General features: G+C 38.3%; 23 protein-coding genes. 18 read left to right on the top strand and 5 right to left on the bottom strand.

Annotated elements, in window-relative coordinates; translation table 11 throughout:
* The 13 genes from KSU66_RS00535 (at position 1) to KSU66_RS00475 (ending at position 13,278) form a co-directional block, all read left to right on the top strand.
* On the top strand, positions 1-1,032 hold the full coding sequence (locus KSU66_RS00535; protein WP_443028923.1) for an ABC transporter ATP-binding protein: 1,032 nt from the start codon (positions 1-3) through the stop codon (positions 1,030-1,032).
* A 90-nt stretch (positions 1,033-1,122) separates the two neighbouring features.
* Entirely contained in the window at positions 1,123-2,931 is a 1,809-nt protein-coding gene (locus KSU66_RS00530; protein WP_329958750.1) for an ABC transporter substrate-binding protein, read from the top strand.
* A gap of 76 nt (positions 2,932-3,007) precedes the next feature.
* Positions 3,008-3,973, top strand: coding sequence for an ABC transporter permease (locus tag KSU66_RS00525; RefSeq protein WP_269049455.1), 966 nt, complete (start codon positions 3,008-3,010; stop codon positions 3,971-3,973).
* 11 nt (positions 3,974-3,984) lie between these two features.
* Positions 3,985-4,908 (top strand): oligopeptide ABC transporter permease, encoded by a 924-nt coding sequence (gene opp4C / locus KSU66_RS00520; RefSeq protein ID WP_269049454.1) that lies wholly within the window; start codon positions 3,985-3,987, stop codon positions 4,906-4,908.
* Positions 4,909-5,218: 310 nt separating this feature from the next.
* The gene (locus KSU66_RS00515; RefSeq protein ID WP_269049453.1) at positions 5,219-5,980 is read left to right on the top strand and encodes a hypothetical protein; all 762 of its coding nucleotides are present in this window, start codon (positions 5,219-5,221) and stop codon (positions 5,978-5,980) included.
* Positions 5,977-7,206: a glycosyltransferase family 2 protein gene (locus tag KSU66_RS00510; RefSeq protein WP_269049452.1), complete on the top strand. Its 1,230-nt coding sequence runs from the start codon at positions 5,977-5,979 to the stop codon at positions 7,204-7,206. The genes KSU66_RS00515 and KSU66_RS00510 overlap by 4 nt, the downstream gene beginning before the upstream one ends.
* Before the next feature lie 53 nt (positions 7,207-7,259).
* A complete protein-coding gene (locus tag KSU66_RS00505) occupies positions 7,260-8,159 on the top strand; it encodes a hypothetical protein (RefSeq protein WP_269049451.1) in 900 nt (299 codons plus the stop codon).
* Between the two features lie 18 nt (positions 8,160-8,177).
* Complete coding sequence (locus KSU66_RS00500) at positions 8,178-9,758, top strand: polysaccharide deacetylase family protein (RefSeq protein WP_269049450.1); 1,581 nt, start codon at positions 8,178-8,180, stop codon at positions 9,756-9,758.
* Between the two features lie 377 nt (positions 9,759-10,135).
* Positions 10,136-10,642 carry a helix-turn-helix domain-containing protein gene (locus KSU66_RS00495; protein WP_269049449.1) on the top strand — a complete coding sequence of 169 codons (507 nt, stop codon included), beginning with the start codon at positions 10,136-10,138 and terminating at the stop codon, positions 10,640-10,642.
* A gap of 14 nt (positions 10,643-10,656) precedes the next feature.
* Positions 10,657-10,851, top strand: a complete 195-nt coding sequence (locus KSU66_RS00490) for a cysteine-rich CWC family protein (protein WP_269049448.1) — start codon at positions 10,657-10,659, stop codon at positions 10,849-10,851.
* Between the two features lie 408 nt (positions 10,852-11,259).
* Entirely contained in the window at positions 11,260-12,069 is an 810-nt protein-coding gene (locus KSU66_RS00485) for an Ltp family lipoprotein (RefSeq protein WP_269049447.1), read from the top strand.
* Positions 12,070-12,300: 231 nt separating this feature from the next.
* On the top strand, positions 12,301-12,789 hold the full coding sequence (locus KSU66_RS00480; RefSeq protein ID WP_269049446.1) for a nucleoside deaminase: 489 nt from the start codon (positions 12,301-12,303) through the stop codon (positions 12,787-12,789).
* Between the two features lie 126 nt (positions 12,790-12,915).
* Positions 12,916-13,278 (top strand): hypothetical protein, encoded by a 363-nt coding sequence (locus tag KSU66_RS00475; protein ID WP_269049445.1) that lies wholly within the window; start codon positions 12,916-12,918, stop codon positions 13,276-13,278.
* 237 nt (positions 13,279-13,515) lie between these two features.
* Here KSU66_RS00475 and KSU66_RS00470 read toward each other — a convergent pair whose 3' ends face one another.
* The 3 genes from KSU66_RS00470 to KSU66_RS00460 all read right to left on the bottom strand — a co-directional run bounded on the left by KSU66_RS00470 (position 13,516) and on the right by KSU66_RS00460 (position 15,006).
* Positions 13,516-14,019: a conserved phage C-terminal domain-containing protein gene (locus KSU66_RS00470; protein WP_269049444.1), complete on the bottom strand. Its 504-nt coding sequence runs from the start codon at positions 14,017-14,019 to the stop codon at positions 13,516-13,518.
* A gap of 84 nt (positions 14,020-14,103) precedes the next feature.
* Positions 14,104-14,292: a hypothetical protein gene (locus KSU66_RS00465; RefSeq protein ID WP_269049443.1), complete on the bottom strand. Its 189-nt coding sequence runs from the start codon at positions 14,290-14,292 to the stop codon at positions 14,104-14,106.
* A 522-nt stretch (positions 14,293-14,814) separates the two neighbouring features.
* Positions 14,815-15,006, bottom strand: coding sequence for a hypothetical protein (locus tag KSU66_RS00460; protein ID WP_269049442.1), 192 nt, complete (start codon positions 15,004-15,006; stop codon positions 14,815-14,817).
* 277 nt (positions 15,007-15,283) lie between these two features.
* Between KSU66_RS00460 and KSU66_RS00455 the strand changes: the two genes are divergently transcribed.
* The 5 genes from KSU66_RS00455 (at position 15,284) to KSU66_RS00435 (ending at position 22,066) form a co-directional block, all read left to right on the top strand.
* Positions 15,284-15,775: a hypothetical protein gene (locus tag KSU66_RS00455; RefSeq protein WP_269049441.1), complete on the top strand. Its 492-nt coding sequence runs from the start codon at positions 15,284-15,286 to the stop codon at positions 15,773-15,775.
* 9 nt (positions 15,776-15,784) lie between these two features.
* A complete protein-coding gene (locus tag KSU66_RS00450; RefSeq protein WP_269049440.1) occupies positions 15,785-16,123 on the top strand; it encodes a PIN domain-containing protein in 339 nt (112 codons plus the stop codon).
* 952 nt (positions 16,124-17,075) lie between these two features.
* Entirely contained in the window at positions 17,076-20,690 is a 3,615-nt protein-coding gene (locus KSU66_RS00445; protein ID WP_269049439.1) for a S8 family serine peptidase, read from the top strand.
* Between the two features lie 90 nt (positions 20,691-20,780).
* A complete protein-coding gene (locus KSU66_RS00440) occupies positions 20,781-21,353 on the top strand; it encodes a signal peptidase I (RefSeq protein WP_269049438.1) in 573 nt (190 codons plus the stop codon).
* A 20-nt stretch (positions 21,354-21,373) separates the two neighbouring features.
* A complete protein-coding gene (locus KSU66_RS00435) occupies positions 21,374-22,066 on the top strand; it encodes a hypothetical protein (RefSeq protein ID WP_269049437.1) in 693 nt (230 codons plus the stop codon).
* Positions 22,067-22,342: 276 nt separating this feature from the next.
* On the opposite strand, the gene KSU66_RS00430 is transcribed toward KSU66_RS00435, so the two are convergent.
* Both KSU66_RS00430 and KSU66_RS00425 read right to left on the bottom strand, forming a co-directional pair.
* Positions 22,343-22,633, bottom strand: a complete 291-nt coding sequence (locus tag KSU66_RS00430) for a YxcD family protein (RefSeq protein ID WP_269049436.1) — start codon at positions 22,631-22,633, stop codon at positions 22,343-22,345.
* Positions 22,621-23,058 carry a hypothetical protein gene (locus tag KSU66_RS00425; protein ID WP_269049435.1) on the bottom strand — a complete coding sequence of 146 codons (438 nt, stop codon included), beginning with the start codon at positions 23,056-23,058 and terminating at the stop codon, positions 22,621-22,623. The genes KSU66_RS00430 and KSU66_RS00425 overlap by 13 nt, the downstream gene beginning before the upstream one ends.
* Positions 23,059-23,164: the final 106 nt, after the last annotated feature.

Raw genomic sequence — 23,164 nt, 5'->3', positions numbered from 1 at the left:
ATGATTGAACGGAACTTGGAAAGTTCGAATATGGAGAAAAAGATTGAGAAGGATTTACTGGTAGAAGTTCAAAGTTTAAAGAAATATTTCCCTATAAAAGGCGGGATATTGGGACGCGCAGTTGGACAGCTAAAAGCAGTAGATGATGTTTCTTTTTCGATTTACAAAGGTGAAACACTCGGTATTGTCGGTGAATCGGGATCTGGAAAGTCTACATTGGGACGTGTCATGTTACGTCTACTTGAACCAACTGAAGGTCATGTAATCTTTGATGGTGTTGACATCTCGTATTTGAGTCAACGGAAAATTCGACCGCAACGGGGGGATATGCAAATTGTATTTCAAGACCCTTTTGCTTCATTAAATTCAAAGATGAGTGTAGGACAACTCATAGAAGAACCATTACTCGTACAAGGGAAGTTATCGAAAGCGGAGCGAAATAAACTTGTCATTGCAATGATTGGAAAAGTGGGATTACGTTCAGACGATCGACAAAAGTATCCACATGAATTTTCCGGCGGACAGCGACAGCGAATAAGTATAGCTCGGGCACTCATCGTTAACCCGAAATTCGTCATATGCGACGAACCCGTTTCCGCACTCGATGTTTCCATACAAGCCCAAATATTAAATCTAATGAAGGATCTTCAAGAAGAATTAAATTTGACGTATCTATTTATTGCACACGATTTAAGCGTCGTTAAGCATATTAGTGACCGAGTGGCGGTTATGTATTTAGGGCGGTTTGTTGAACTTGCTCCAAAAAAGGAGCTTTACAGTAATCCACTTCATCCATATACACGTGCCCTTTTGTCTTCTATTCCTGTTATAGATCTAAATGAAGATTCCAATGATAAACAAGAAAAAGTGAAATTGGAAGGTGATTTGCCCAGTCCTGCAAACCCGCCCTCTGGCTGTACCTTTAGGACAAGATGTCCACAAGCGCATGATCGGTGTGTAGTCGACAGACCTGAATTGATAGAGTTAGAAAAAGACCATTTTGTAGCCTGTCATTTGTATACGGAAGGATAATGCAATTACCTTTTTAGGGGGTGGTGTGTTCAGTTCTTAGTATAAGAAAAAGTCGGGACGTTATTATTCACTAATAAAGGGGGAAATGTTTTGTTGAAAAGATATAAGAACAGTATATTTTTATTGGTTTTATTACTGATGTTTGGCCTAGTTTTAGCAGCTTGTACTGCTGAAGACGCTGATGGAAGTAAGGAAGATGATACTTCAGGAGAAAAAGCTAAAGATGAAGAAGTAGCAGATGATAGTCCTAAAAAAGGCGGTACAGTTACTGGTGCAATGCACACAGCGCCTGCAGGGATGTTTAACCCAATCTTTTACGAAGAAGCTTACGAGTCTAACATTCTAGACTTTACACATGAAGGCCTGACTGCTCAAGATGAAGACTTAGGTTTCATTCCAAGATTGGCGAAAGAATGGAAGATTAATGATGACCAAACTGAAATTACATTTTTTCTTGAAGAAGGCGTAAAGTGGCATGATGGTGAACCGTTCACTGCTCATGATGTTGTGTATACCTATCAAGCAATTTCTGATCCGGATTATGTAAATGCCGGCGGAATACGAACTACCTTCGCAGAGCCACTATTAGGCTATGAAGACTACGTAAGTGGTGAGTCCAAAGAGTTTCTTGGTGTAGTTGCGGATAGTGATTATGAAGTTACATTCAAATTTGAAGAGCCTAGCGTGATTCCACTGTATTATACGAGTTTCACAATAATACCTAAGCATATATTCGAAGATATTCCTGTAGCTGAAATTCCAGAAGCCCCAGAATCACTTGATGCTGGAAAAGTTATTGGAACAGGTCCATTTAAGTTTGCAGATATGATTGAACGTGAACAATATATCCTTGAAAAACACGCGGACTATTGGCAAGGCGAACCAAACTTAGATAAACTTGTTTGGAAAATTGTTGATGGGTCTGTTATGACCGGGCTACTTGAAAAAGGTGAAATTGACTTTATTGCATTACCAGGCGGGATTGACCCGGCGGATTTCGATATGGTGAACGAATATGAAAATGTTACAGTGATTGAGCAACCGGATTTTGGATACCAACTTCTAGGATTCAAACATAATCATCGTACAGGTGAAGATGTTGAAGCAGGAGACATTAAACCTGAAAATTGGGTGCCGAACGAAAAAATAGCTAATCCAAAAGTAAGGCAAGCCATTTCCTGGGCAGTAAACAGAGAAGGTTTAATCGGGGAAGGTCATGGTCAAGGATTACTACATGGACATGGCCAGCTTATTAACTCACCAATAGCTGTTCAATTCCCAGCATATGATGCGGAAGCTGGAATACAGTATACGTACGATCCAGAGAAAGCCGAGGAAATGCTAGATGAGCTTGGCTATGTAGATAAAACGGGTGATGGATTCCGTGAAGATCCAGACGGCAATGAATGGGTCCTTAACATGCATTATCCAACTGGAAATCCATTGCGTGAGAAATCTGCACCTATAATTGTTTCTGATCTTGAAAAGGTTGGCATTAAAGTGAATTTAGGACAACCAACAGAAATGTCGGTTTATGTTCCTGGTCTGCAAGACGATAATAATGATTGGGATTTATATTTAATTGGATGGAGCCTGGGTAGTGCTGACGCAGATCCGTTAGGCTTATGGGGCATAAAAGATGCCTATAACTTCTCGCGTTGGAACAATCCGGAATCTGACAAGTTACTCTACGATGCGGTAACAGCTCCTGATGCATTTGAGGATGACTACCGTAATACTAAGTATCAAGAATGGCAAAAACTTTATTCGGAGGATCTACCAGCATTGATCCTTTATGCGCAGAATAGTATCTGGGCGTACAATGATAGAATCGAAAATGTTGAAATTCTTCCGTTTACGATGTATAGAGATGCCCATACTTGGTGGGTTAACGACTAATAATACAGTAGAAGGATAATAGGTGAGAGTATGCGAAATCAGTTGCATACTCTCCTCCTTCATTGGGGGGCATATAATGTACCAATACATTATCAGAAGAATATTGATATTTATCCCAATGTTACTTGCCTTGTCCATGATCATATTCGGTTTAGCTAAAGCGGCCCCTGGGGATCCATTTACAGGAAAGATATTGGACCCAAAGGTGAATCCAGAGGTATACGAGCAACAACGTGAAGCGCTCGGCTTTAACGACCCAGTTCCAGTTCAATACATTAATTGGGCCAAAAGGGTTGTGGTAGGAGATTTTGGCGAATCGATTACGTTTAATGGTCGTTCGGTTAAAAGTTTAATTAAGGAACGTGTTTTGAATACTGTCTATTTAGGGGTGTTTGCACTTGGAATCACGTTAATTGTCGCCATCCCAATCGGTATTTACTCGGCGCGTAAACCTTATTCAATATTGGACTATGGGGCTACAATTTTTGGTTTTATGGGACTTGCTGTACCGAACTTTTTCTTTGGACTTGTTGTTATCTATCTATTATCTATACAACTTGGCTGGTTTCCGGCGCAAGGTACTTTGTCTTCTACCGGTCTTACGGGATTTGCTGAGTTTAAAGATCGTATGCATCATATGATTCTTCCTGGGCTCACATTGGGTCTTGCTAGTACGGCTTCCTATATGCGTTATATGCGGTCGGAAGTGCTGGATGTACTTGGAAGTGATTATATTCGTACTGCAAAGGCCAAAGGGATGAGCGAACGAAATGTTTTGTATAAACATACGTTGCGGAATGCTTTAATACCAATTATTACGCTAATGGGTTTTGAATTTGGCGCAATATTGAGCGGCGCGATTATTACAGAACAAGTTTTTAGTTACCCAGGTCTTGGAACATTATTTATTGGTTCCATTACAAATCGTGATTATCCAATCGTTATGGCTATCGCATTATTATTGGGTGTGACGATTCTCGTAGGAAATTTATTGGCGGATATTTTTTATAGCATCGTGGATCCGAGAATACGTTATGATTGAGGTGGTATCGTATGGTTCAATCAGTAGGTCCAAGTGAACCAATTCAAAATGATTCGGTGGACGAGCAGAAAAGTCGAGCACATAGAAGTCCACTTCAATTATCTGTGCGTCGATTTTTAAAAAATAAGTTAGCAATTGTAGGCCTTGTTATTTTATTACTTGTTGTTTTTATGGCCGTTTTTGCACCACTATTAACACCACATGATCCGAAAGCCCATAATTTATTACTTGTTGAACAAAGCCCGTCAAGTGAACATATTTTAGGTACAGATGGTTCAGGGCGTGATAACTTTTCCAGGTTATTGTATGGAGCCAGAATATCTTTAGTCGTTGGTTTTAGTGCGATGCTTTTCACCTTAGCGATTGGGTTAGTCACTGGTGCACTCGCTGGTTATTATGGTGGAGTGGTAGATAATATTATTATGCGCTTTGCAGACTTAGTATTAGCCTTACCGTTTCTAGTTTTAGCATTAACGATCATTGCGCTGCTTGAGAAAGTCACAATTGGTATTTTTGTTACTGTAATTGCAATTACATCTTGGCCGACGCTAACCAGGATTGTACGAGGAACCTTTCTTTCGCTGCGTGAACAAGAGTTTGTTCTTGGGGCGAGGGCAATTGGCGCAAGTGATGTGAGAATTATCTTCAGACACTTTATCCCCAATGCAATTGGTCCGATTATCGTCAACGCTACATTAATGATGGCTACGATGATTATTATTGAATCGGCTTTAAGTTTTATAGGATTTGGAATTCCACAACCAACGCCAACTTGGGGGAATATGATTTCCGAAGCTCAAAGTATACGGATTCTGCGCTATCATCCTGAGGCATGGATTCCACCGGGGCTTGCCATATTAGTAACTGTACTTGCCATTAACTTTATTGGTGATGGTCTTAGAGATGCGTTTGACCCGAAAAGTGATAGTCGGTAAATGTACTGGATTATTGTACTCCCTGTCTTTATCGGTATAGGAATGAAATTTAGATTCATTAGTTCAAACTATAAGACCCGACTACGTTCGTAATTGAACGTAATCGGGTCTTATTTATGTTTTTTTATCTGTTATCTTCATATAATATTGAGATTTGATAAGGATGCAGTACGAAATCAATTGTATTCCTATAGATAACTAAGGCCAATAGTATTGTTATGCAAAAAATGCTATAGTTTGAGAATGAAAATATAGGGAAATTTAATTAAGTGCAATTTAAAAATATAATTTATTTGAAAAGGAGCCCACTATGAATAAAAATTTCACCATGAGTATATTGATCTTAGCGATATTGGTTAATGGGTGGGCAATCGTGTTTTTACAATTGCCTTTTTACCAAGAAATCATCTTCATTGGAAGTGTTTCTGTACTTCTTATGACGATGATTCATGAACGTTTCGTATTTTTATATGCGATTAGTCTGGTCCTATCTTATGGAGTCTTTTTAACGGTATATGCATTTATAAATAACCAGTCTACGGAAATTCAATTATTGTATATGTACGATCATTTATTATTTACAAGTTTCATCATGTTATTTTGGATTCTCTTAAATAATCTTAAAAATATTGGCTATGAACATAATGAGCTAATTCGACAAGTTCAGTTGTTGCAAAAGTATAACGGTGAGACAGGCATTCTTACAGTACATGAATTTATGGAGCAATCGCTTTGGTTGTTTAAATCGAGTGAGCGTTCTAAAGAAGAGGTATGGTTTGTAAAAATTACAATTAAACATCAAAATAAACGGACAAAACAAAACTTACAGGAAACATTAGAAGATTTAGCTATGAAGACAATTCGTCAGAAAATTGATTTGGTGACAAGTGCGGATTCTGTTATTTATATATTGTTAAAAGGAACGAATGAATCTGGCGTACTACGTGTATATGATCGTTATGTAGAAAATGTCCGAAGTGAATTGAATTTAATTGAACCACCATTCAATCATTCTGTGACTAAGCTATCAGATCATGATCAGTTGATAGATTTAATGGGTGACTTACGATGACCTGGTTACTAATGATTACTATGTCTTTTTTCTGGCTATTACTTATTTTTTATTCAACTGTAACAATAGCAGGAATTTGGTATCGTGCTAGTAATAAAGAACCGAAAGGGCTTCAGTTTTATCCGAGTGTTGCGTTATTGATACCTGCCCATAACGAGGGAATTGTAATTGAAAATACACTTCGCGCAATGGCGAGGTTGAAGTATAAAGGGAAATTAGACATATATGTGCTTGATGATAACTCTCAGGATGATACAGCAGAAATCGCTCAGGAGTTTTCAGCACTCTTTTCCCGTATTCATTACATTCCGGTACCGCCTGGGAAGCCGTCTGGAAAGTCGCGTGTCTTAAATTACGGTTTAAGTATGTCAATATCAGAGTATTTCGTCGTCTATGATGCGGATAATGAGCCAGAGTCAGATGCTTTAGAAAAACTGGTTGAAGTAGCAGAAGCTACGGAAAAATCTGCTGGTGCAGTAGGCTATGTAAAGACAAAAAATGCCAGCAAAAATAGTTTAACGCGAATGATTTCTCTTGAATTTCAAGTTTTTCAGTTACTGATGCAATGCGGACGGTGGGCACTATTTAAAATCGGTTCACTTGCTGGAACAAATATGTTACTCAGGCGATCAGTGTTAGAGGAATTAGGCGGATACGACGTCAATGCATTGGCAGAAGATGCGGAGCTAACGGTACGCTTAACCGCTGCTGGATACTGGTTGCCAGTTGTTCCTAGCTCTAGGACATGGGAGCAAGAACCGGAAAAAGTGGGAACTTTCATCAAACAACGAACCCGCTGGTTAACTGGGAATATTTATTTGCTGGAGAAATCACTTCACGAATTGACACATTGGAAAGGGAAGACCTTTGTGTTAAGCCTGCAACATGTGCTGACGTATTTATTCTTTGTCATATTGTTATTGTTCTCGGATATATTCTTTGTCATGAGTTTGTCGGGATATGAATTACCCGCTATGGGGGCACCACTACTGATTTTGTGGTTCATGAGTTACATAGTTTATACCGCACAGTTATTGAGTGCGCTTGTCGTAGATCGAAATGTGTCGTTGAAAAACGTCATCTTTGTGCTCATAATGTATTTCACCTACGCCCAATTATTTATCATCTTGTTAGTTCGTAGCTTTTCAATCTATTTGTGGAGCCGCATACGGGGGAAAACAATTGGTTGGGATAAAACACAAAGATTCAAAGGGACAAAACAATGAAAATCAATTATATAATGTTACTGATTTTGCTACTAACTATCGGAGGGTGCGGAGTGAAGACTGTGCAACAAACCGTTGAGGAGAAATACACAAATTCAGATGGTAATCTACATGCTTATCCATTAGATCAGAATTCCCAGTATCTATCAGAAAGTATAGGTTTGTACATGCAATACCTAGTGCTAGTAGAGGACGAAAAAAACTTCGAAATTCAGGTTGACCGATTGGTAAGCGATTATCTCGTTGAACAAAACGAATTGGTATTCGTACGTTGGGTATTGTATGAAGATGCGACAGTGAATGCGCTAATTGATGATGTTCGTATCATTGCATCTCTAAACGAAGCAAGCGAATTGTTTAACCAACCGGCGTATGAAAAATTGTCAAGTCGATTGGAAGAAACAATTTCAAGAGTGCAACAGTCAGATGGAATACATGTAGATTTTTACGATTGGACATTTAGGATGCCAGCGGAAAGAATTACACTGAGCTATCTGATCAATGATTATTCAGCTACGAATAAAACCAAGCAACTTCTAATAAGTCTAGATGATACTGCTGTTTTCTTTCCAGAATACTACGATGTTAAATACCAGAAGTATATTGAAAGCAAAGAGGTTCATCTTATCGATCAACTGTTAATAGCGATTAACAGACAAGACATGGGACATGGCTCAAGCACTTTTGAAAACTGGGTCACCCGCGAATGGAAAAGTAATGGGAAGCTATTAGGTAGGTATGATAGGCAGACACAGGAGGCAACGGTCAATTACGAATCATTAGCTGTCTATTATTATCTTAGTTTGTATTTCAATAAAATTAATGAACCTGCCTTTGCGAAAGAAGTTATGGAACAGGCCGAAAAGATAGCAACTGCAAAGACGTTAGCGGATACACACTTTTTTGATTATATTCAGTATCAAATGTTATTAGAGAAGAATACAAAAAAATAGCAAAGTGGTGAGTTATATATGAAACGAATTATTGTAGCCTTGATAGTGATCATTGTAACGATCGCCTCTTACGCGAATATGTCTTCATCAGCTACTATAAGTAAACAGCCCAAAGCATTAATTATGTATCATAGTGATAGCGATGAACAAATAGAAGAAGTTCGAAAGTTGGATTTACTAATTGGACATTTCACATCGGATATTACGATAACCCAAACAAATGATGTCATTGAAAATCAAAATATAGATGATTATTCTCATGTGTTTTACTTTGGACAACGGAGTGAAGATTTAGGAGAATATGAAATTCCTGAAATAAGCGATTATAATGGCGCATTATTCTATTTAGGGAAAGACATTGAAAGCTTTGAAGTGACTTCATTAGCAGGCAAGGATTACAGAGAAGAGGCCGAGGTTTTATATTCAGATCCGACCGCAGAAAGTCCATATCCATTAATCTATAAAAAAGGGACAACTTATTATTTGAATTCTGAAAATATATATGATCAAATAGGTGAAAACTTAGGGGAAGTACTATTTGACTTCTTTGATGCGGAGCGTGGCACTCCAAAGAAATCGCTACGTTTAGAGGATGTGCACCCAAAAAGTGATCCGGAAAAACTAAATGAAATTGCGGAATATTTAAAGGAAGAAAAGATACCCTATATGATTACGGTAATTCCTGTCTACTACAATCCGCAAACAGGTGAAGAAATACACTTGTCGGATTCAAGAAAATTAGTTAAAGTGTTGCGGAAAATGCAAGATAACGGGGCAAGCATTGTCATGCATGGTTACTATCATCAATACCGTGATGCAGAAACTGGGGAGGGATTTGAATATTGGGATGTAAACAATGATCGCCCGATTTATCAGGCAAAAGATGAAAAGGTGTTATTCAGAAGTGATTTTGAAACGAATGAGGAATACGATGCACATATAAAGAATGGGCTAGAATTTGAAAGTGGTTATATTAAGTCCACTATAACAAAAGGTGTATCTGAATTAGTTGAAGAAAGATTGTACCCACTGGCATTTGAAGCACCTCATTATACAATGTCTCAATCAGGCTATAAAGAGCTGTCTACATATTTTACAACCTATATTGGGCAAATCCAAATTTCAGATCGGACATATAAGACGACTTTTACCCCTTATTATGACAGTAGACCTGCCATGCTGCACGGCATGAAATTATACCCTGAATCTCTGGGGTATATCGAACCGGAAAATAACCAAGCGGTTGATGAGATTCTGGGAGCAGTTAACCATATTTCAGGATTCTCGGACAGTCATTTATCATTTTTCTATCATCCATATTTAGGGCTAGATCGTCTAAAAGAAGTAGTTGAAGAGATGAATAAGTATGAAGACTATGAGTGGTTTAGTTTAAAGGAAGAAAGTAATGAAGTTATTGTGGACGGAATTACGGTAGCTTCATTAAATGGAGAGGTCACAGTGGATCGCTCATTGGTGATGGAGCTTATTGATAAAGCAAAAAAAATGTGGTGGATCGCTTTTCCGTTGGGTATTTACGCGATAATTGTTGGCTACTCATTTAAGAATAGGAAAAATAGTGGAGAAAATAGGGCATCCTGAAAATAGTAAGAGAAGCTATAACGAAGGGTTAGAATGTGGTATAAAAAAATCTTTAGAAACAGTGCGCAGTAGAAGGGTGCAACTAAAATTGATAATCTTCGTTTTGCACGGTATGAACAGAAAGATGTAATCTAATCTTTAAAATATAAACTTCAATCAGAGAAGTTGGCCCAAATAAACAGCAATTCACTTTCGATAAATTCGGAAATGAATTGCTGTTTTTTGTATAATAAGCGCAAAACTGCGGGCGGTAAATGTATAAATTTAACTTCTTGCTGTATCAAAAATAATAACCTTCCTTTAAAGTAATTCATGTTGACTTTAATTACTTATTAGTAAATAATGGGGTTACTAATAAATAAAAAGAGGTGTTGGGTATGGATTGGAATCCTGAGAAGTTTGGGAATAGATTAAGGGCATTGCGTGAAAGGGTCGGTTTTACGATGATGGCATTTGGTAAAGAAATAGGGACATCGGCTAGCCGCATTAAAAACTGGGAAGAGGGCAAGAGTGTGCCTTCAGCAAGTTGGATTGTTGAAATTAGTAATCGATTTGATGTTTCTGTAGAAGAATTATTAAAAGGGAATATCGATAAAACATATCCCTTAGTATCAGAAGATTCCATTTCAACACTGTTTGATCAAATTGCCGAAGAGAAGCCTTACTATAATGTAGGTCATCGTGAAGAAATTGAAGAACTGGTAAAGCGAATTAGTAGTTTAAAGGATCGGAAATATGCGGGACCTGATGGGCGTGAGCAAGTTGTTTCAGAAATCACAACACATCTCGATCAGTTGAAAGACCAAGACCTTCTTGAAATTCGGACGCTTATTCAATTAAAGGTCAATCATAAATCCGGCGGGTCACGCTACAGTTTAACCTGAAAGGGGTGTGGGACATGGAAGCTAAAAAAGAGTACTGTCCACTTTGTAACATGGGTAATAACTGCTGTAACTCAAAAGAAAAAACTTTGGGTGAATGCTGGTGTACGAAAGAAGTATTTCCATCTGAAATTTTTGAGATACTTCCAGCCGAAGAAGTAAGGAAGACTTGTATTTGTAAGAGTTGTTTAGAAGAGTTTAAGGCATACTGACTGCAAATGAAGTAAAGTGCAATCGACTTCCATTAACTTTCAAGACTTTTCAGATAAAGGTCCTATGGATATGGTAGAATGGAAGTATCAATAGAAATTGGAAACATGCATCAACCAAGTGAGAGCTTTCCAAAGGGCGGCTAAAGTAATGGCCAAATCTGAGCGACAACTGGAAAACGAACTCATAAAGCATCTCGCGTGAAATGGGTACGAATGTGTGCTGATATCAAAAAAAAATTAATAAAATTAGTAAGCTCTATTTTTAACGCTTGCAAGAAAAATATGAATATATATTATCAAGAATGATTGAAGTTCAGTTACGGTTTTTCAGTTGAATATAGCTTTACTCCAAAGAAGAAATATTTTATGTATTAGCACTGTGTAACTATAATTAAAGGAGGAGAAGAGATGAACACTTTATTTTTCGTTTTATTATTTATATCTTTTTTTGCATTACTTATAGGTTTAATTAAACCGAATATTGTTTTAAGATGGCTTCCTGTAGTTAAAAAAAATAGGAAGTCAGTGGTGATTTATTTTGGGATAGCTACAGCAGTATTTTTCATTTTATTTGGAGCAACTGTACCTCCTACAAATGAAGGTGTTAATAGTGAGGTTCAAATGGTTCAAGAGCTAGAAGACGAAGAAGAAGCTAAGAAAGAGGAGGAGGCAAAGAAAGAGGAAGAGGCTAAGAAAGTAGAAGAAGCAAAGAAAGAGGAAGAGGCTAAGAAAGTAGAAGAAGCAAAGAAAGAGGAAGAGGCTAAGAAAGTAGAAGAAGCAAAGAAAGAGGAAGAGGCTAAGAAAGTAGAAGAAGCAAAGAAAGAGGAAGAGGCTAAGAAAGCAGAAGAAGCAAAGAAAGTAGAAGTAGCTAAGAAAGAGGAAGAAGCAAAGAAAGCAGAACAAGCTAAGAAAGAGTTAGAAGATGCAGAAACGAAGTCACAACAACAAGCAGTGAAGATGGCTCGAAGCTATTTAGATTATACAGCATTCTCAAAAAGTGGCTTAATAAATCAGTTAAATTTCGAAGGTTTCAATAACGAGGATGCAACCTACGCAGTAGAAAAAATCAATGTCGATTGGAAAGAGCAAGCAGTGAAAATGGCCGAAAACTACCTAGATTATACTGCATTTTCAAAGAGTGGCTTAATAGAGCAGTTAAAATTTGAAGGTTTCAATGATGAAGCTGCTACTTATGCTGTTAACCAAGTAGGCCTATAATAAAAATGACAAGCCAGTAAGCATATCCATAATATCAAAGTGTCATTAATTGAATCCATATGTAAGTATTAATTAACATTTGTCTTGCACAATAATTAAATATGAGTTGTTATATTAGGTCGATGTGCCTATATATAGAACTAACACGATTATTAAAGATACTTGATTGTTTTTTGCATTTCAACTTATGAATGTTAATCTGAAAATAAAAACAGTACGAGGAGAATAATTATGATAACTGATACAGATTTGAAGCATCTCCGACGTTGTATTGAATTAGCGAAGGTCGCACTGGAAAATGGTGACCAACCATTTGGTTCAGTTCTGGTTTCGGCCAAAGGGGACGTACTTGCGGAAGACCATAACCACGTTGCAGGTGGTGATCATACTCAACACCCGGAATTTGCTTTGGCTCGATGGGCAGCCGAGAATATGACGTTGGAAGAAAGAGAGACGGCGACAGTCTATACTTCGGGTGAACATTGCCCTATGTGCGCTGCAGCCCACGGTTGGGTAGGATTGGGTCGAATAGTTTATGTTAGTTCGTCCGAACAACTGGTGCAATGGTTGAGCGAAATCGGGGTTAACGTATCGCAATCACGTGTTCGTAATCTTCCTATCCAAGATGTAATTCGTAATACTATAGTAGACGGCCCTGTTCCTGATCTCGCGGAACAAGTTCGCGAACTCCACCGTCAGTTTTACGCGGGGAAAAGTTAGGCGGTAATAACTTAGATGTATCTATGAACCTATATCAGGCTGTGGTGTTAGGGTAACAGGAATATGTTGTTTCTGATTTTACCGTTGCCTGTACTATTCACTTTCAATATTCTAAAAACTAAACTGGTGATTGAAGACGGTGTATTGCGGTATGTGAAAATAATTGATGGCGAGGAAATTGCTTTGAAAAATGTAGCACAAATTGTAACGCGAGAAATTGAAGTAATTACTACGATTTCTCATGCTGATAACCACAACCACAACCACAACCACAACCACAACCACAACCACAATCAGAGTCAAGGGCTATCTTTTGGGAGTAATCAGCAACCTTTAAACCAGCAGCGTAGTACACAAAAAGGTATTTATGTATTGGATGATACAGGAAGAACCTTCTTTTTGTTTCCAGCCGTTTTTATAACACGAAAAGATCGTCAGCGATTTCAAGACGCAGTCACTGCTGTTAATCCAAATATACAAGTGTTTTGATGATGTTCTTTATCCTTCTTGTATATCGTTAAGAGACGATTGGACTCTAATTCCGCCTGAATTTGGTAGTCGTTTTTGGCATAAAATAAAAGGTGCCTGTGTCTGATGACATTATGACAATTCATGCCTTTTGATATTTAATCGAGAGAGTCGACATAGCGCTGAAATGATGGGGCTTCTTCTTTTGGATTGTGTAATTCTAGCGACACAGGTGCCTAAAATCTGACGCGCAATTATTTATTCCTCTCCTTCGCTGAAGTTTAGTTCGATTGGTTTTGGAGAACTGTTTTCTTGTGAATATCTAGTTCTGGATTCTAACAAATAGTTTTCAAAGTGTGTCGCATTGAACAGTGTTGAAGGTCGTAAGTATTTTTGCCAATGTAGATCATTCAGCCATTCTCTCGCTTTCAAATCAATGATCTTTTTGAAATCCCCAAGCTTGTATCCTTCATGTATACGTCCCTTCACCAATCGCTCAGTCGCTTTCGAAGACGCTTTAAATTGCTTGCTTGTTTTTTCGTTTAAATAATCAACGACAGACACAACGTCGAGATTGTTCTCGACATGTTCTTTTTTATTACTCTTAAGTTCTTTGGTTATTGCTAGGGGCAAATTGCCGTCACTAGAGGCGGCAATTTGCGTATCCTCTACAGCCGAATGTGCTAACGTCGAAGGGGCATTTTGCATTGTCAGCCCGTGAAGCTTCGAATAGTCGATTCGGTACCACTTTGTCTTGTCCATGTTCATGCGATTGTACACGGATGTCGAAATGATATACCCATTGTTTTCTAGCCTACGAATCGTTCTAATAATTGTATCGGTAGACTAGAACGGGAACTCTTGGTATTTCCACTCGTTATAGGTTTTGTAAACCCACTTATGTCCATCCCTCACATCCTTAGAGATAAGTGATCTAAAATGGAGTTGCTGAAGTAATATGGCCTCGTTTAATCCGACTTTCATCGCTAAAGATGGCTGGACCTGAAGCGGTGACTCGTTAATTAATAAATTCATTGTAAAATCCCCTTTTATTAATATAATTGTAAGCACCATAGCTTTTGCATATACCGTGGGCTTTTCATTGTCTACATAGGCATTTAATTCGCGAAAGGATACAAAGGACGTGTAATTATTTTGTTAAGTATTAAAATAGATGGAAAAATAACCACATCCGATTATTCTGCGGATGTGGTTATTTTAATTGCTATCAGTTTTTTTATTGGTGTAGTAGTCGAGAATAATTTATCTAGTCTTGGGGCCTTTGATATACGCTTGTCCGATGTAGAGCTCATGTCAGGCGTAAATTTGCTGAAGCATTGAAAGAAATTACCAGAATTATTGAAGTCAGCCTTGGTTGGGGAAGTGTAGGGAATGGATTACTATAACCAACCCTTTACCATCGATCAAGGTTTATAGGAAGTTGTAAACCGAGAACGTTATGAATCTTAGTTGAAGCGCTGTTAGCAAGTGCTGGATACTTTATTCAAATTGGTTCGACGAATAATCCCTGAAGATCTTTTCAAATCCACTTGGCTATTATATATCATCAATTCGATCAATGCTTTCCAAGAAGTGGTTGATTATTTCAAAAAACGAGTAATTTACATCGTCGATATTGTATTGAATAGATTTAGAATCGATGCTGCTAATTGTTGATACGGGCACAACGTTATTCTTTTGAATTAGTATCTTAGCTAGCTCTAATGCAGTTTCTTTGTTCTTGTCCATTAGAACACCCCCCTCATTATAGTTATTACATCCCGAGCTTTTTTATGAATGAGTATGATTTTCTGTCTAACTTATACTCTACTTTGTCTGTATCCAAGTTAGATAATTTCTACCTAGTGTGTGATCTCTCTACTACTGCTATTCTTGAACTCCGTAATAAGTCCTTATCTCAATGCATATGGTGTAAACAGTCTACTAGAGCTATATTTAGTGATGCTTAAATTCATTAAGTCGTCATAAAAACTACATAATTAAAAAGATATGGAGAAGGAAGAAAATGGGTATAAATTTATTATTAAAAGTAATTAAAGAGGATTTAAGCTTTTTTGGAAATTATGCAGGTACGTGGTTTGCAATGATTAGTCTGCACATATTAGGTATATTATACTTTGGATTTATTCATGGGTTTATTTTTAGAGAAGGTCCAAGAAGAGGGCGCATTGCTGGATTGATGAGCGTGATAGGGGTTGGATTCGGGCAAGCGTATAATCGTCAAGTTAAGAAGGCGATTGTTTATTTAAGTGTTTACCTTTTCGGTATGTTCATTCTTCAGCAGGAACTATTTGATGAAATCCTAATCGGTTTGATAATTTTAGGAATAGTTATTATTAGTATGCTTGATGCTGGATTTTGGGCTGCGAAATTGGAGGAACAAAGGCAAATTAAATCACGCTGGAACGAAATAAAGTCAAATGCTCCGCCAGATTACAGAGGAATCAATTTTGACTTAGCAATAGATACAAATATATTTATGGATGAACCGGACTAATTAGTGTATTTGTTGGAAGAAGAGACGATGGATTTGTATGTGAGTATGGTCGTTTTTAACGAACTAGAGGAGTTAAAGAATAATGAGGATCCTCATACTAGACAAAGGGCCCAAGATGCATTTGCTATCATTGAGGACTATCAGAAAGAAGAGAGTTTACATTTCCTAAAAACGCCAAACACACACGCGATTAGAACATACAAATTGGGCAGATCTGCTGAAGAGGAGAAAATTGGCTCATATATTCAGGAATTAGAAACAGCACGCAATAAATTACTCTTTTTATCAAATGATAAAAGCGCTAGAATTATTGCACGAAGTGTTGACATGCCTACTGCCGAAATGTAATTATCATCATTTCGAAATTCCAATTTGATACATGTAAACAGTTCATTACGTGTTTACTCCCTACTTGAGTAAAGCCTAATTGCATAAACCTAGGAGATATCGTCTGCATAACGCTATGCATGTCGATATCTTTTTCTGTTCTAAGTGGTGATTGTATCGCTCTATCAAACAAAGCCTGTAATTAATGGAACTGTGAAGGACAGTATTCAGACAATGCACTGAAATCGTATAAAAAAGGGATATCGACTTTGTCGGTATCCTTTTTAGTTTTTACTCCTTCGTGATGAATTATCATATCTGCGCCTTGCACAATGTACTTCAAATATTTTGTATTTTAAAGCAGGCCGGAGAAGTCTGCTCTTGTGCTCATATCCTATTCCATTCCTATGTTAATCGTCACTGACTCAATATTCGAAGAGGACATTATGAAGGCTTTTACACTTAAGAGGTATGCTTTCGATTTGGAAAGTACTGGAGTACTCTCGCTTTACTTAACAAATGAAATGCTGAAAGAATATGGGGGATTCTCAATGAAAAAATAATGAGTAGGTACTTAGATACATTTATTGGTAGGTTAATAAAAATGTGGTGTTTCGGTTCTAAAGTCACTCGCCCTAGGAATCGTAATCATGCCGGGGTTGCGTTGAATTTTCCATAAAGTGTCATAAGTCTGAGTGCCTAAATGAATAAGGGGATTTAACGGAACCTTCCTATCAATCTGGCTAATCAGGTTTTGTTTCAACATCATTCGACAACACTCTCATATCTAGTCAGCTACACTTGTACTTGATACAACGTGTGACAGAAGTTTCCATTGTTGCCTAATTATCCACACGGAGGCTTTTAGAAATGGAGGTGTCTTTTAAATATCATTGAAATCCTAAAGGAATATTTAGGATGTGCAGTCAGAAAGCAGGAAGCTGTTCGAAAAACAAGAATGGGGGGATGGAACATGAAACGTTTTAAATTATGGATAGGCGCAGGTATATTTGTCGCAGTTATGGCGCTAATACTGGTGTTAGGCAGTACATTATCCGGTTCAGCGGAATTATCGGATGATGCTAAAAATTCTTCAACTGTACAGGGTGAAACTCAAACGATTACACTGATTACCGGTGATCAATTGACTGTAGAAAAAACCGAAGACGACCGGATGTCCGTAGAAATGAAAACGGCAGATGGAAAAGATGAAAACTATGAAATTATTGAAATGGATGAAGATGTATATGTAATTCCGAGAAGCGTAAAAGAATTTATCCCCGAGAAGATTGATCGGGAGTTATTCAATATCACAACGCTCCTTGATATGGGATATGATGATGCAAATTCGGAAAGCATTCCTATTATCATAATGTTTGAAGAGACAAAATCATCGCTATCTAGCTCAACTGCTACGTTGTCTGAAACAGCATCAGATAGCCATGTGTTTGATAGTATTAACGCAATGGCAGCTGATATCGATAAAAATAACACAGACGATTTTATCAATACTTTGTTTACAAAGAAAAACAATATGTTACAAAGTCGTGCAACCCTAAAGAATACGATTAAACATATCCGACTCGATCGTAAAGTAGCGGTTAATTTGGAAGATAGTATCCCACAAATGGGTGTGCCAGAAGTCTGGGAATCCGGATATGATGGTTCAGGGATAAACATTGCCGTTATAGACACGGGAATCGACAAGGAACATCCTGATTTAAAAGGTAGAGTGGCAAAGGAAAAAAACTTTACAGAGGATGACGGGCCTAATGATTACCTTGGTCACGGCACACATGTTGCCTCGATTATTGGAGGAAGTGGAGAGGCTTCGGATGGCCTACGTAAAGGTGTCGCACCAGGATCTACTTTGATAAACGTCAAAGTGTTGGATGCATATGGATATGGCTACGAATCTGACATTATTAGAGGAATGGAATGGGCTACCGAAGAAGGGGCAGATATCCTAAACATGAGTTTGGGTTCTATCCCGACAGATGGCACCGATCCAATTAGTCAGGTTATTAATAGTCTTACTGATCAATACGGCGTGCTGTTTGTTGTATCGGCAGGTAATGATGGACCTGGTGACAGAACAATAACTGCGCCTGGAACAGCTGATTTAGCACTGACTGTTGGTGCAGTAGATAGGAATGACGAGCTTGCCAATTTTTCGAGTAGAGGACCAAGAGCCGGGGAGTATATGATTAAACCAGAAGTTACTGCTCCAGGTGTTGATATTACTGCTGCTCGGGCAGGTGGAAAGTCTTACACAACAATGTCTGGTACATCGATGGCATCGCCACATGTAGCTGCGGTTGCTGCTCTTCTTATGAATAAGTGGGAAGATGCTGGGAAGGAAAATTCGCCTGAGGATTTAAAGGCTGCTTTGATTTCATCGTCAGTATCAAATGATGCTTTTACGATTTATGAACAAGGTGCTGGACGAGTGGATGCGTTGCGCGCTGTTAATCAAGACGTATACGCAAAACCAGGTGTTCTAAACATGGGATATTTCGAATATCCGCATAACGACGTAGATCCAATTACCAAAACACTCACGTACGAAAATACGTCTGATGAAGATATCGAGCTGAATTTATCATTAGTAATGGAAATGGAAAATGGAGAGTCTGTACCAGCTGGCATGGTGCAATTATCCGAAGAGTATCTGGAAATAGCAGCTGGAGAGACTGGGCAAGTAGATGTTATTCTAGATATTGAAAATGGAAAGAATGATGTGTATGGCGGATATATCAAGGCGGAATTAGTTGACAAAGAGCAGACGATTCAAACCCCAGTAGGTTTTTATAAAGAGCCTGAAATGTACGATCTTACGATAAAGGGGATTACTCGTAATGGTAAACCAGCGAGTTACATGGACGGCGTTGATATCTCAAGTGTGAAAGATCGTTTAGATTATAGCGTAGTAGGTTTAAATAGCTGGAATGAAAAAGGAGAAATGACTGTTAGATTGCTACCTGGTACCTATAATGTCATGGGAGCTTGGGATTATGCACGTGAATTGACATTTGTCGGTAATCCAGAAGTTGAGTTGACTGAAGATACAGTAATCATTCTAGATGGCCGTAAAGCAAATAAAGTCAATGTGATTACAGAGGAAAAAGTGAAGGTAAATTCACAGGAGATGACCTATCATCGTGGAACAGAGGCGGGAAATAGTGTCAGCCACACCTATATAACTGAGTATGGAGCAGAATATTTCGCTGCCCCTACGGAACCAGTCAGTAAAGGTACCTTTGAATTTCTGACCGACTGGAGAATGACTTCTCTTCCGAACGATTCGAGCGATCTTTCTTATTACAGGTTAGTTTATCCTGAGCCAGAAGCGATTCCTTCGAACTTGAATTATACAGTAGAGAAGGAAAATCTAGCTGAAGTAAAAACGGATTATCATGAGCAAAGACCAGGAGAGTATTACTTCGTTAGAGAAACGCAATGGCGTCCGTATGAGACAGTCAGTTTTTCTTCTGTTACAGACGTATTTTATGCAGGCGTAACGCGCATGGAATACTTTACGCCTGGTGATACGATATACAGAAAAGAATTAACATCAAGTTCCGGTGTTCAATTTGTTGAGAAACAGACATTTTATGAAAAAGGGAAACAAGAATCTTCATGGTTGAAACAACCTATACATCCAAGTGTATTAGTAGGTAATCCACCATATATTAATCATGCACCGGTTACCCGCTATGGCAATACGTTAAGTGTAAGGCTGCAAAATGTAGATGCAGACAATCATTGGAGTTTTGAATCCTATGATCAAAGTTTTAAACTGTTTGAAAATGATAAAATGATTGCGGAAGCAAGTAATCCAAACAGGAGTTTCATACTCACATCGGAAGAGGCGGAATATCGCATGGAACTGAAAACCAACGTGTCGGATCGCATATCGCGATTTTCCATGGAAACCAATTCCATTTGGACTTTTCACTCGCAAAAGCCTACTGCCGATGGAGCAGTCGTTCCAATGCTGACAGTGAATTATGACTTGGCGTTGGATGTCCTAAATAAAGCTAAAGTTAAGCCTGATGGAACGATTCCATTTACCTTTACGGTGCAGCAACAGCCAGAAACAGAGAATATACCAATTGCTGATGCGAAAGTGTGGCTCTCTTACAATGATGGACAAGACTGGGTGGAAGTCGAGAATATCCAAAACTCAGGTGACGGTGTATTCACGGCAGACATTGAAGAATTGAAAGACAATCGAAATGGCAATGGCTATGTATCTTTGAAGGTCTATGCAGAAGATGAAGATGGAAACAGTATCGATCAGGAAATCATTCGCACTTACGAATGGGAATTCGATGGCGACATCAACGGTGACAATATGGTTGACATCCACGACGTCATGCGCGCTGTTACTTTCTTTGGAAAAGAAAATAAAAAAGCAGATATCAATGGCGATGGAATTGTCGATGAAAAAGATCTGCGCATTCTTGAGGCAAACTTCATGAAAGTAGGCCAAAATGCAAAAGAAAAAGCGAAACCGAGAGAGAAGCTCGGAAACAAGGGATTAGAAGATATGCTCCGTTCTGTTGGGATGGAGCCAAGAAAATAAATCGTAAATGGCAAATATCATGGAAGTGGGCAATAGAACATCTTAACGTTCTTTTGCCCAATATCTAAACTGAGAACTGGAGGGAGATCGTTGGAGAAATCAAATGCGAAGAGAATAATCCAAAAAGGACTATCCTACACGAGTATTTTATTGATAGCAATAATTGGGCTGATATTTATTTTTATTGCTTATCAATCTTTCAAACATCCGGATGAAGTCCCTTCTATGTTTGGTTATCAGTCTTATGCGGTCCTGTCCAACAGTATGAGCCCCCATTTCGACACGGGGGATATGGTGATCATTGATAAGGTTGACCCTTATGAGATCAACATCCATGACGTAATTACCTTCCACCAGGATGGTAAATTGATTACACACCGAGTTACCGATATATACGAACAGGATGGAAAGGTAAGCTTTGCAACAAAGGGAGATAACAACAATGTGGGGGATGACGAAGCGGTCTCAGGAGACCGTGTAATTGGTCAGCAGGTATTTCAAATTCCCAAGATGGGCTATCTGATGCATTTTATAAAAAGTCCAATGGGCCTGTTTAGTCTCATAGCTCTTCCATTGATAGGATATCTGTTGCTTGAGCTCTATTCCCTAATAAAAAGGTATCGGATAAATGGTGATTTGAAGAAGCAGTCGACAAAAGAATAAACATAAAGGGGATGATGATTGTGATGAAAAAGGCGAAAATGACTTTATTATCTATCGCAGTAGTTGGCTTATTAGTTGCATTTTCAGGCGGCGCAACCTATTCCTGGTTTACATCACAAACGACAGCAGTAGGAGAAATGCAAAATGGGGCACTCGAGCTGAATAACGGACAGGATATCGAGATGAGCATTTTCGAAGGGGGTAAATTTACCCCATCCCAACTGGAATATGGCAACTGGATGACCATTTCGAATACAGGTGATTTAGATACGTATTTGAAAGCAACGTATAACCATTCCGTGGACAAGGCCTCTCTTGAAGAGTATGAAGTAGGCTATATGGCCATGAAATATACGGTACAACCTGGCCAAGATACCATGGAACAAGCGGAAATTGAATTGGCTAATCTATTTAATGGAACAACGAATGAACGCCCGCAATCCGTCAACTTATCAGGTGACGTAGAAGTATTTGGTGGCATGTTAACTAATGGAACCGTTAGTTTAATGAACGTCGACAATGGTGAAATTACGATTGGCGAAGGATCAGATGAGGATTCATTTTGGAAGCTGGATGAAGGTCAATACATTGACATCATGTTCGGTTTGAAACTGGATGAGAGTGCAGGCAACGAATACCAAGGTGCGATCTATAATGCCACTTTAACAGTAGATGGTAAACAAATTGATGAAGGTGCCGAGTTCGCAAAGTAATTGATTAGCGGTGCCAATTTTAGCGTACCTGTGCAAGAAACTAACACGATTGTTTAAACATTCATGAATGTTTGGTGCGCAGGTACGATTTTTCAAGAACTCTGATCAAGAGGTGGAAGAATGAAACAGGCAAACCGCCAATATAGAGGGTCTGCCTGTTTTGTAATTTTATTTCATTGTTCCCCGGCCAAATTCTCCAACTCAGCAATTAAAAAGGTGCTGGTACTTACACAATATCGAATTGAAACAGACTGAAGTACCTTCAATCAATCGAGCCTAATGAATGACTGCAATAATACCTTCTTCATTATTGAACTGTAATTTTATACTTGCAGCGAAAGGGTCTATGTTCAAGTATTCATCAATCCAAATTCGCAAAGCTGCAATTATGTCAGCAGTAATGAGAATTTGTTGCTGCCCGTTTACAAGAGCTTCCGCAGAAAATCCTTCATCATCGTCATAAATGAGTTCCACTTCAACATCTTCAGGGGTTACATACTTTTTGCGAGAATGATAAACGCAAATAGCATTAATAATATCTTGTTCTGAAATAATTAATTTGTCCATGGATTAGTATCTTCTCTTTTCTTTTTCAACATGCCGAAAATTTTACGAATGATAACGAATAAGAAGATGATTGCTAGTGCATTGATTGCGAAGCCTAAAATGGAACCTAAAATACCCATGTTCGCAAATAGACTACCAAACAGTATTCCAGCAAGTCCGCCGATAAATAAGCCCTTCATAAGACCGCCTGACATGAAGCCACCTTTTTTATCTGGGGTCGATTTTGAAGAGTTTGTTGTTTTAGGCTCTTCCTTTTTCTTTTGGATAGTTGAATTGTTAATCTTACTATCATTATTTGTATTGAAACTTTTCTTTCCTGACTTGTAACGTTTTGCCTCAGCTGTCGTATGGTCGTTGAAAACATAGTTTCCAATCGGCGAGACTAAGAGTGTGATCACAAGTAAAGCTGCTACTAATTTTTTCATGTTTTATTCCTCCATCTATTTGGTATGAGATTTGTTCAATTACGTACATACCACCTTATATATTTTAAACTATTTACGAATTAATACAATAAATATTTTTAAACTC

Source organism: Sporosarcina sp. G11-34 (assembly GCF_026931025.1).
This window is presented reverse-complemented; position numbering and strand designations above follow the sequence as displayed.

Bases quoted from the DNA above. Each gene is read 5' to 3' on its own strand.
- KSU66_RS00495 (WP_269049449.1), top strand. From the start codon at position 10,136: ATGGATTGGAATCCTGAGAAGTTTGGGAATAGATTAAGGGCATTGCGT.
- KSU66_RS00430 (WP_269049436.1), bottom strand. From the start codon at position 22,633: ATGGACAAATTAATTATTTCAGAACAAGATATTATTAATGCTATTTGC.
- KSU66_RS00425 (WP_269049435.1), bottom strand. From the start codon at position 23,058: ATGAAAAAATTAGTAGCAGCTTTACTTGTGATCACACTCTTAGTCTCG.
- KSU66_RS00445 (WP_269049439.1), top strand. From the start codon at position 17,076: ATGAAACGTTTTAAATTATGGATAGGCGCAGGTATATTTGTCGCAGTT.
- KSU66_RS00480 (WP_269049446.1), top strand. From the start codon at position 12,301: ATGATAACTGATACAGATTTGAAGCATCTCCGACGTTGTATTGAATTA.
- KSU66_RS00460 (WP_269049442.1), bottom strand. From the start codon at position 15,006: ATGGACAAGAACAAAGAAACTGCATTAGAGCTAGCTAAGATACTAATT.
- KSU66_RS00515 (WP_269049453.1), top strand. From the start codon at position 5,219: ATGAATAAAAATTTCACCATGAGTATATTGATCTTAGCGATATTGGTT.
- KSU66_RS00500 (WP_269049450.1), top strand. From the start codon at position 8,178: ATGAAACGAATTATTGTAGCCTTGATAGTGATCATTGTAACGATCGCC.
- opp4C (WP_269049454.1), top strand. From the start codon at position 3,985: ATGGTTCAATCAGTAGGTCCAAGTGAACCAATTCAAAATGATTCGGTG.
- KSU66_RS00490 (WP_269049448.1), top strand. From the start codon at position 10,657: ATGGAAGCTAAAAAAGAGTACTGTCCACTTTGTAACATGGGTAATAAC.
- KSU66_RS00525 (WP_269049455.1), top strand. From the start codon at position 3,008: ATGTACCAATACATTATCAGAAGAATATTGATATTTATCCCAATGTTA.
- KSU66_RS00535 (WP_443028923.1), top strand. From the start codon at position 1: ATGATTGAACGGAACTTGGAAAGTTCGAATATGGAGAAAAAGATTGAG.
- KSU66_RS00470 (WP_269049444.1), bottom strand. From the start codon at position 14,019: ATGGACAAGACAAAGTGGTACCGAATCGACTATTCGAAGCTTCACGGG.
- KSU66_RS00465 (WP_269049443.1), bottom strand. From the start codon at position 14,292: ATGAATTTATTAATTAACGAGTCACCGCTTCAGGTCCAGCCATCTTTA.
- KSU66_RS00510 (WP_269049452.1), top strand. From the start codon at position 5,977: ATGACCTGGTTACTAATGATTACTATGTCTTTTTTCTGGCTATTACTT.
- KSU66_RS00485 (WP_269049447.1), top strand. From the start codon at position 11,260: ATGAACACTTTATTTTTCGTTTTATTATTTATATCTTTTTTTGCATTA.
- KSU66_RS00455 (WP_269049441.1), top strand. From the start codon at position 15,284: ATGGGTATAAATTTATTATTAAAAGTAATTAAAGAGGATTTAAGCTTT.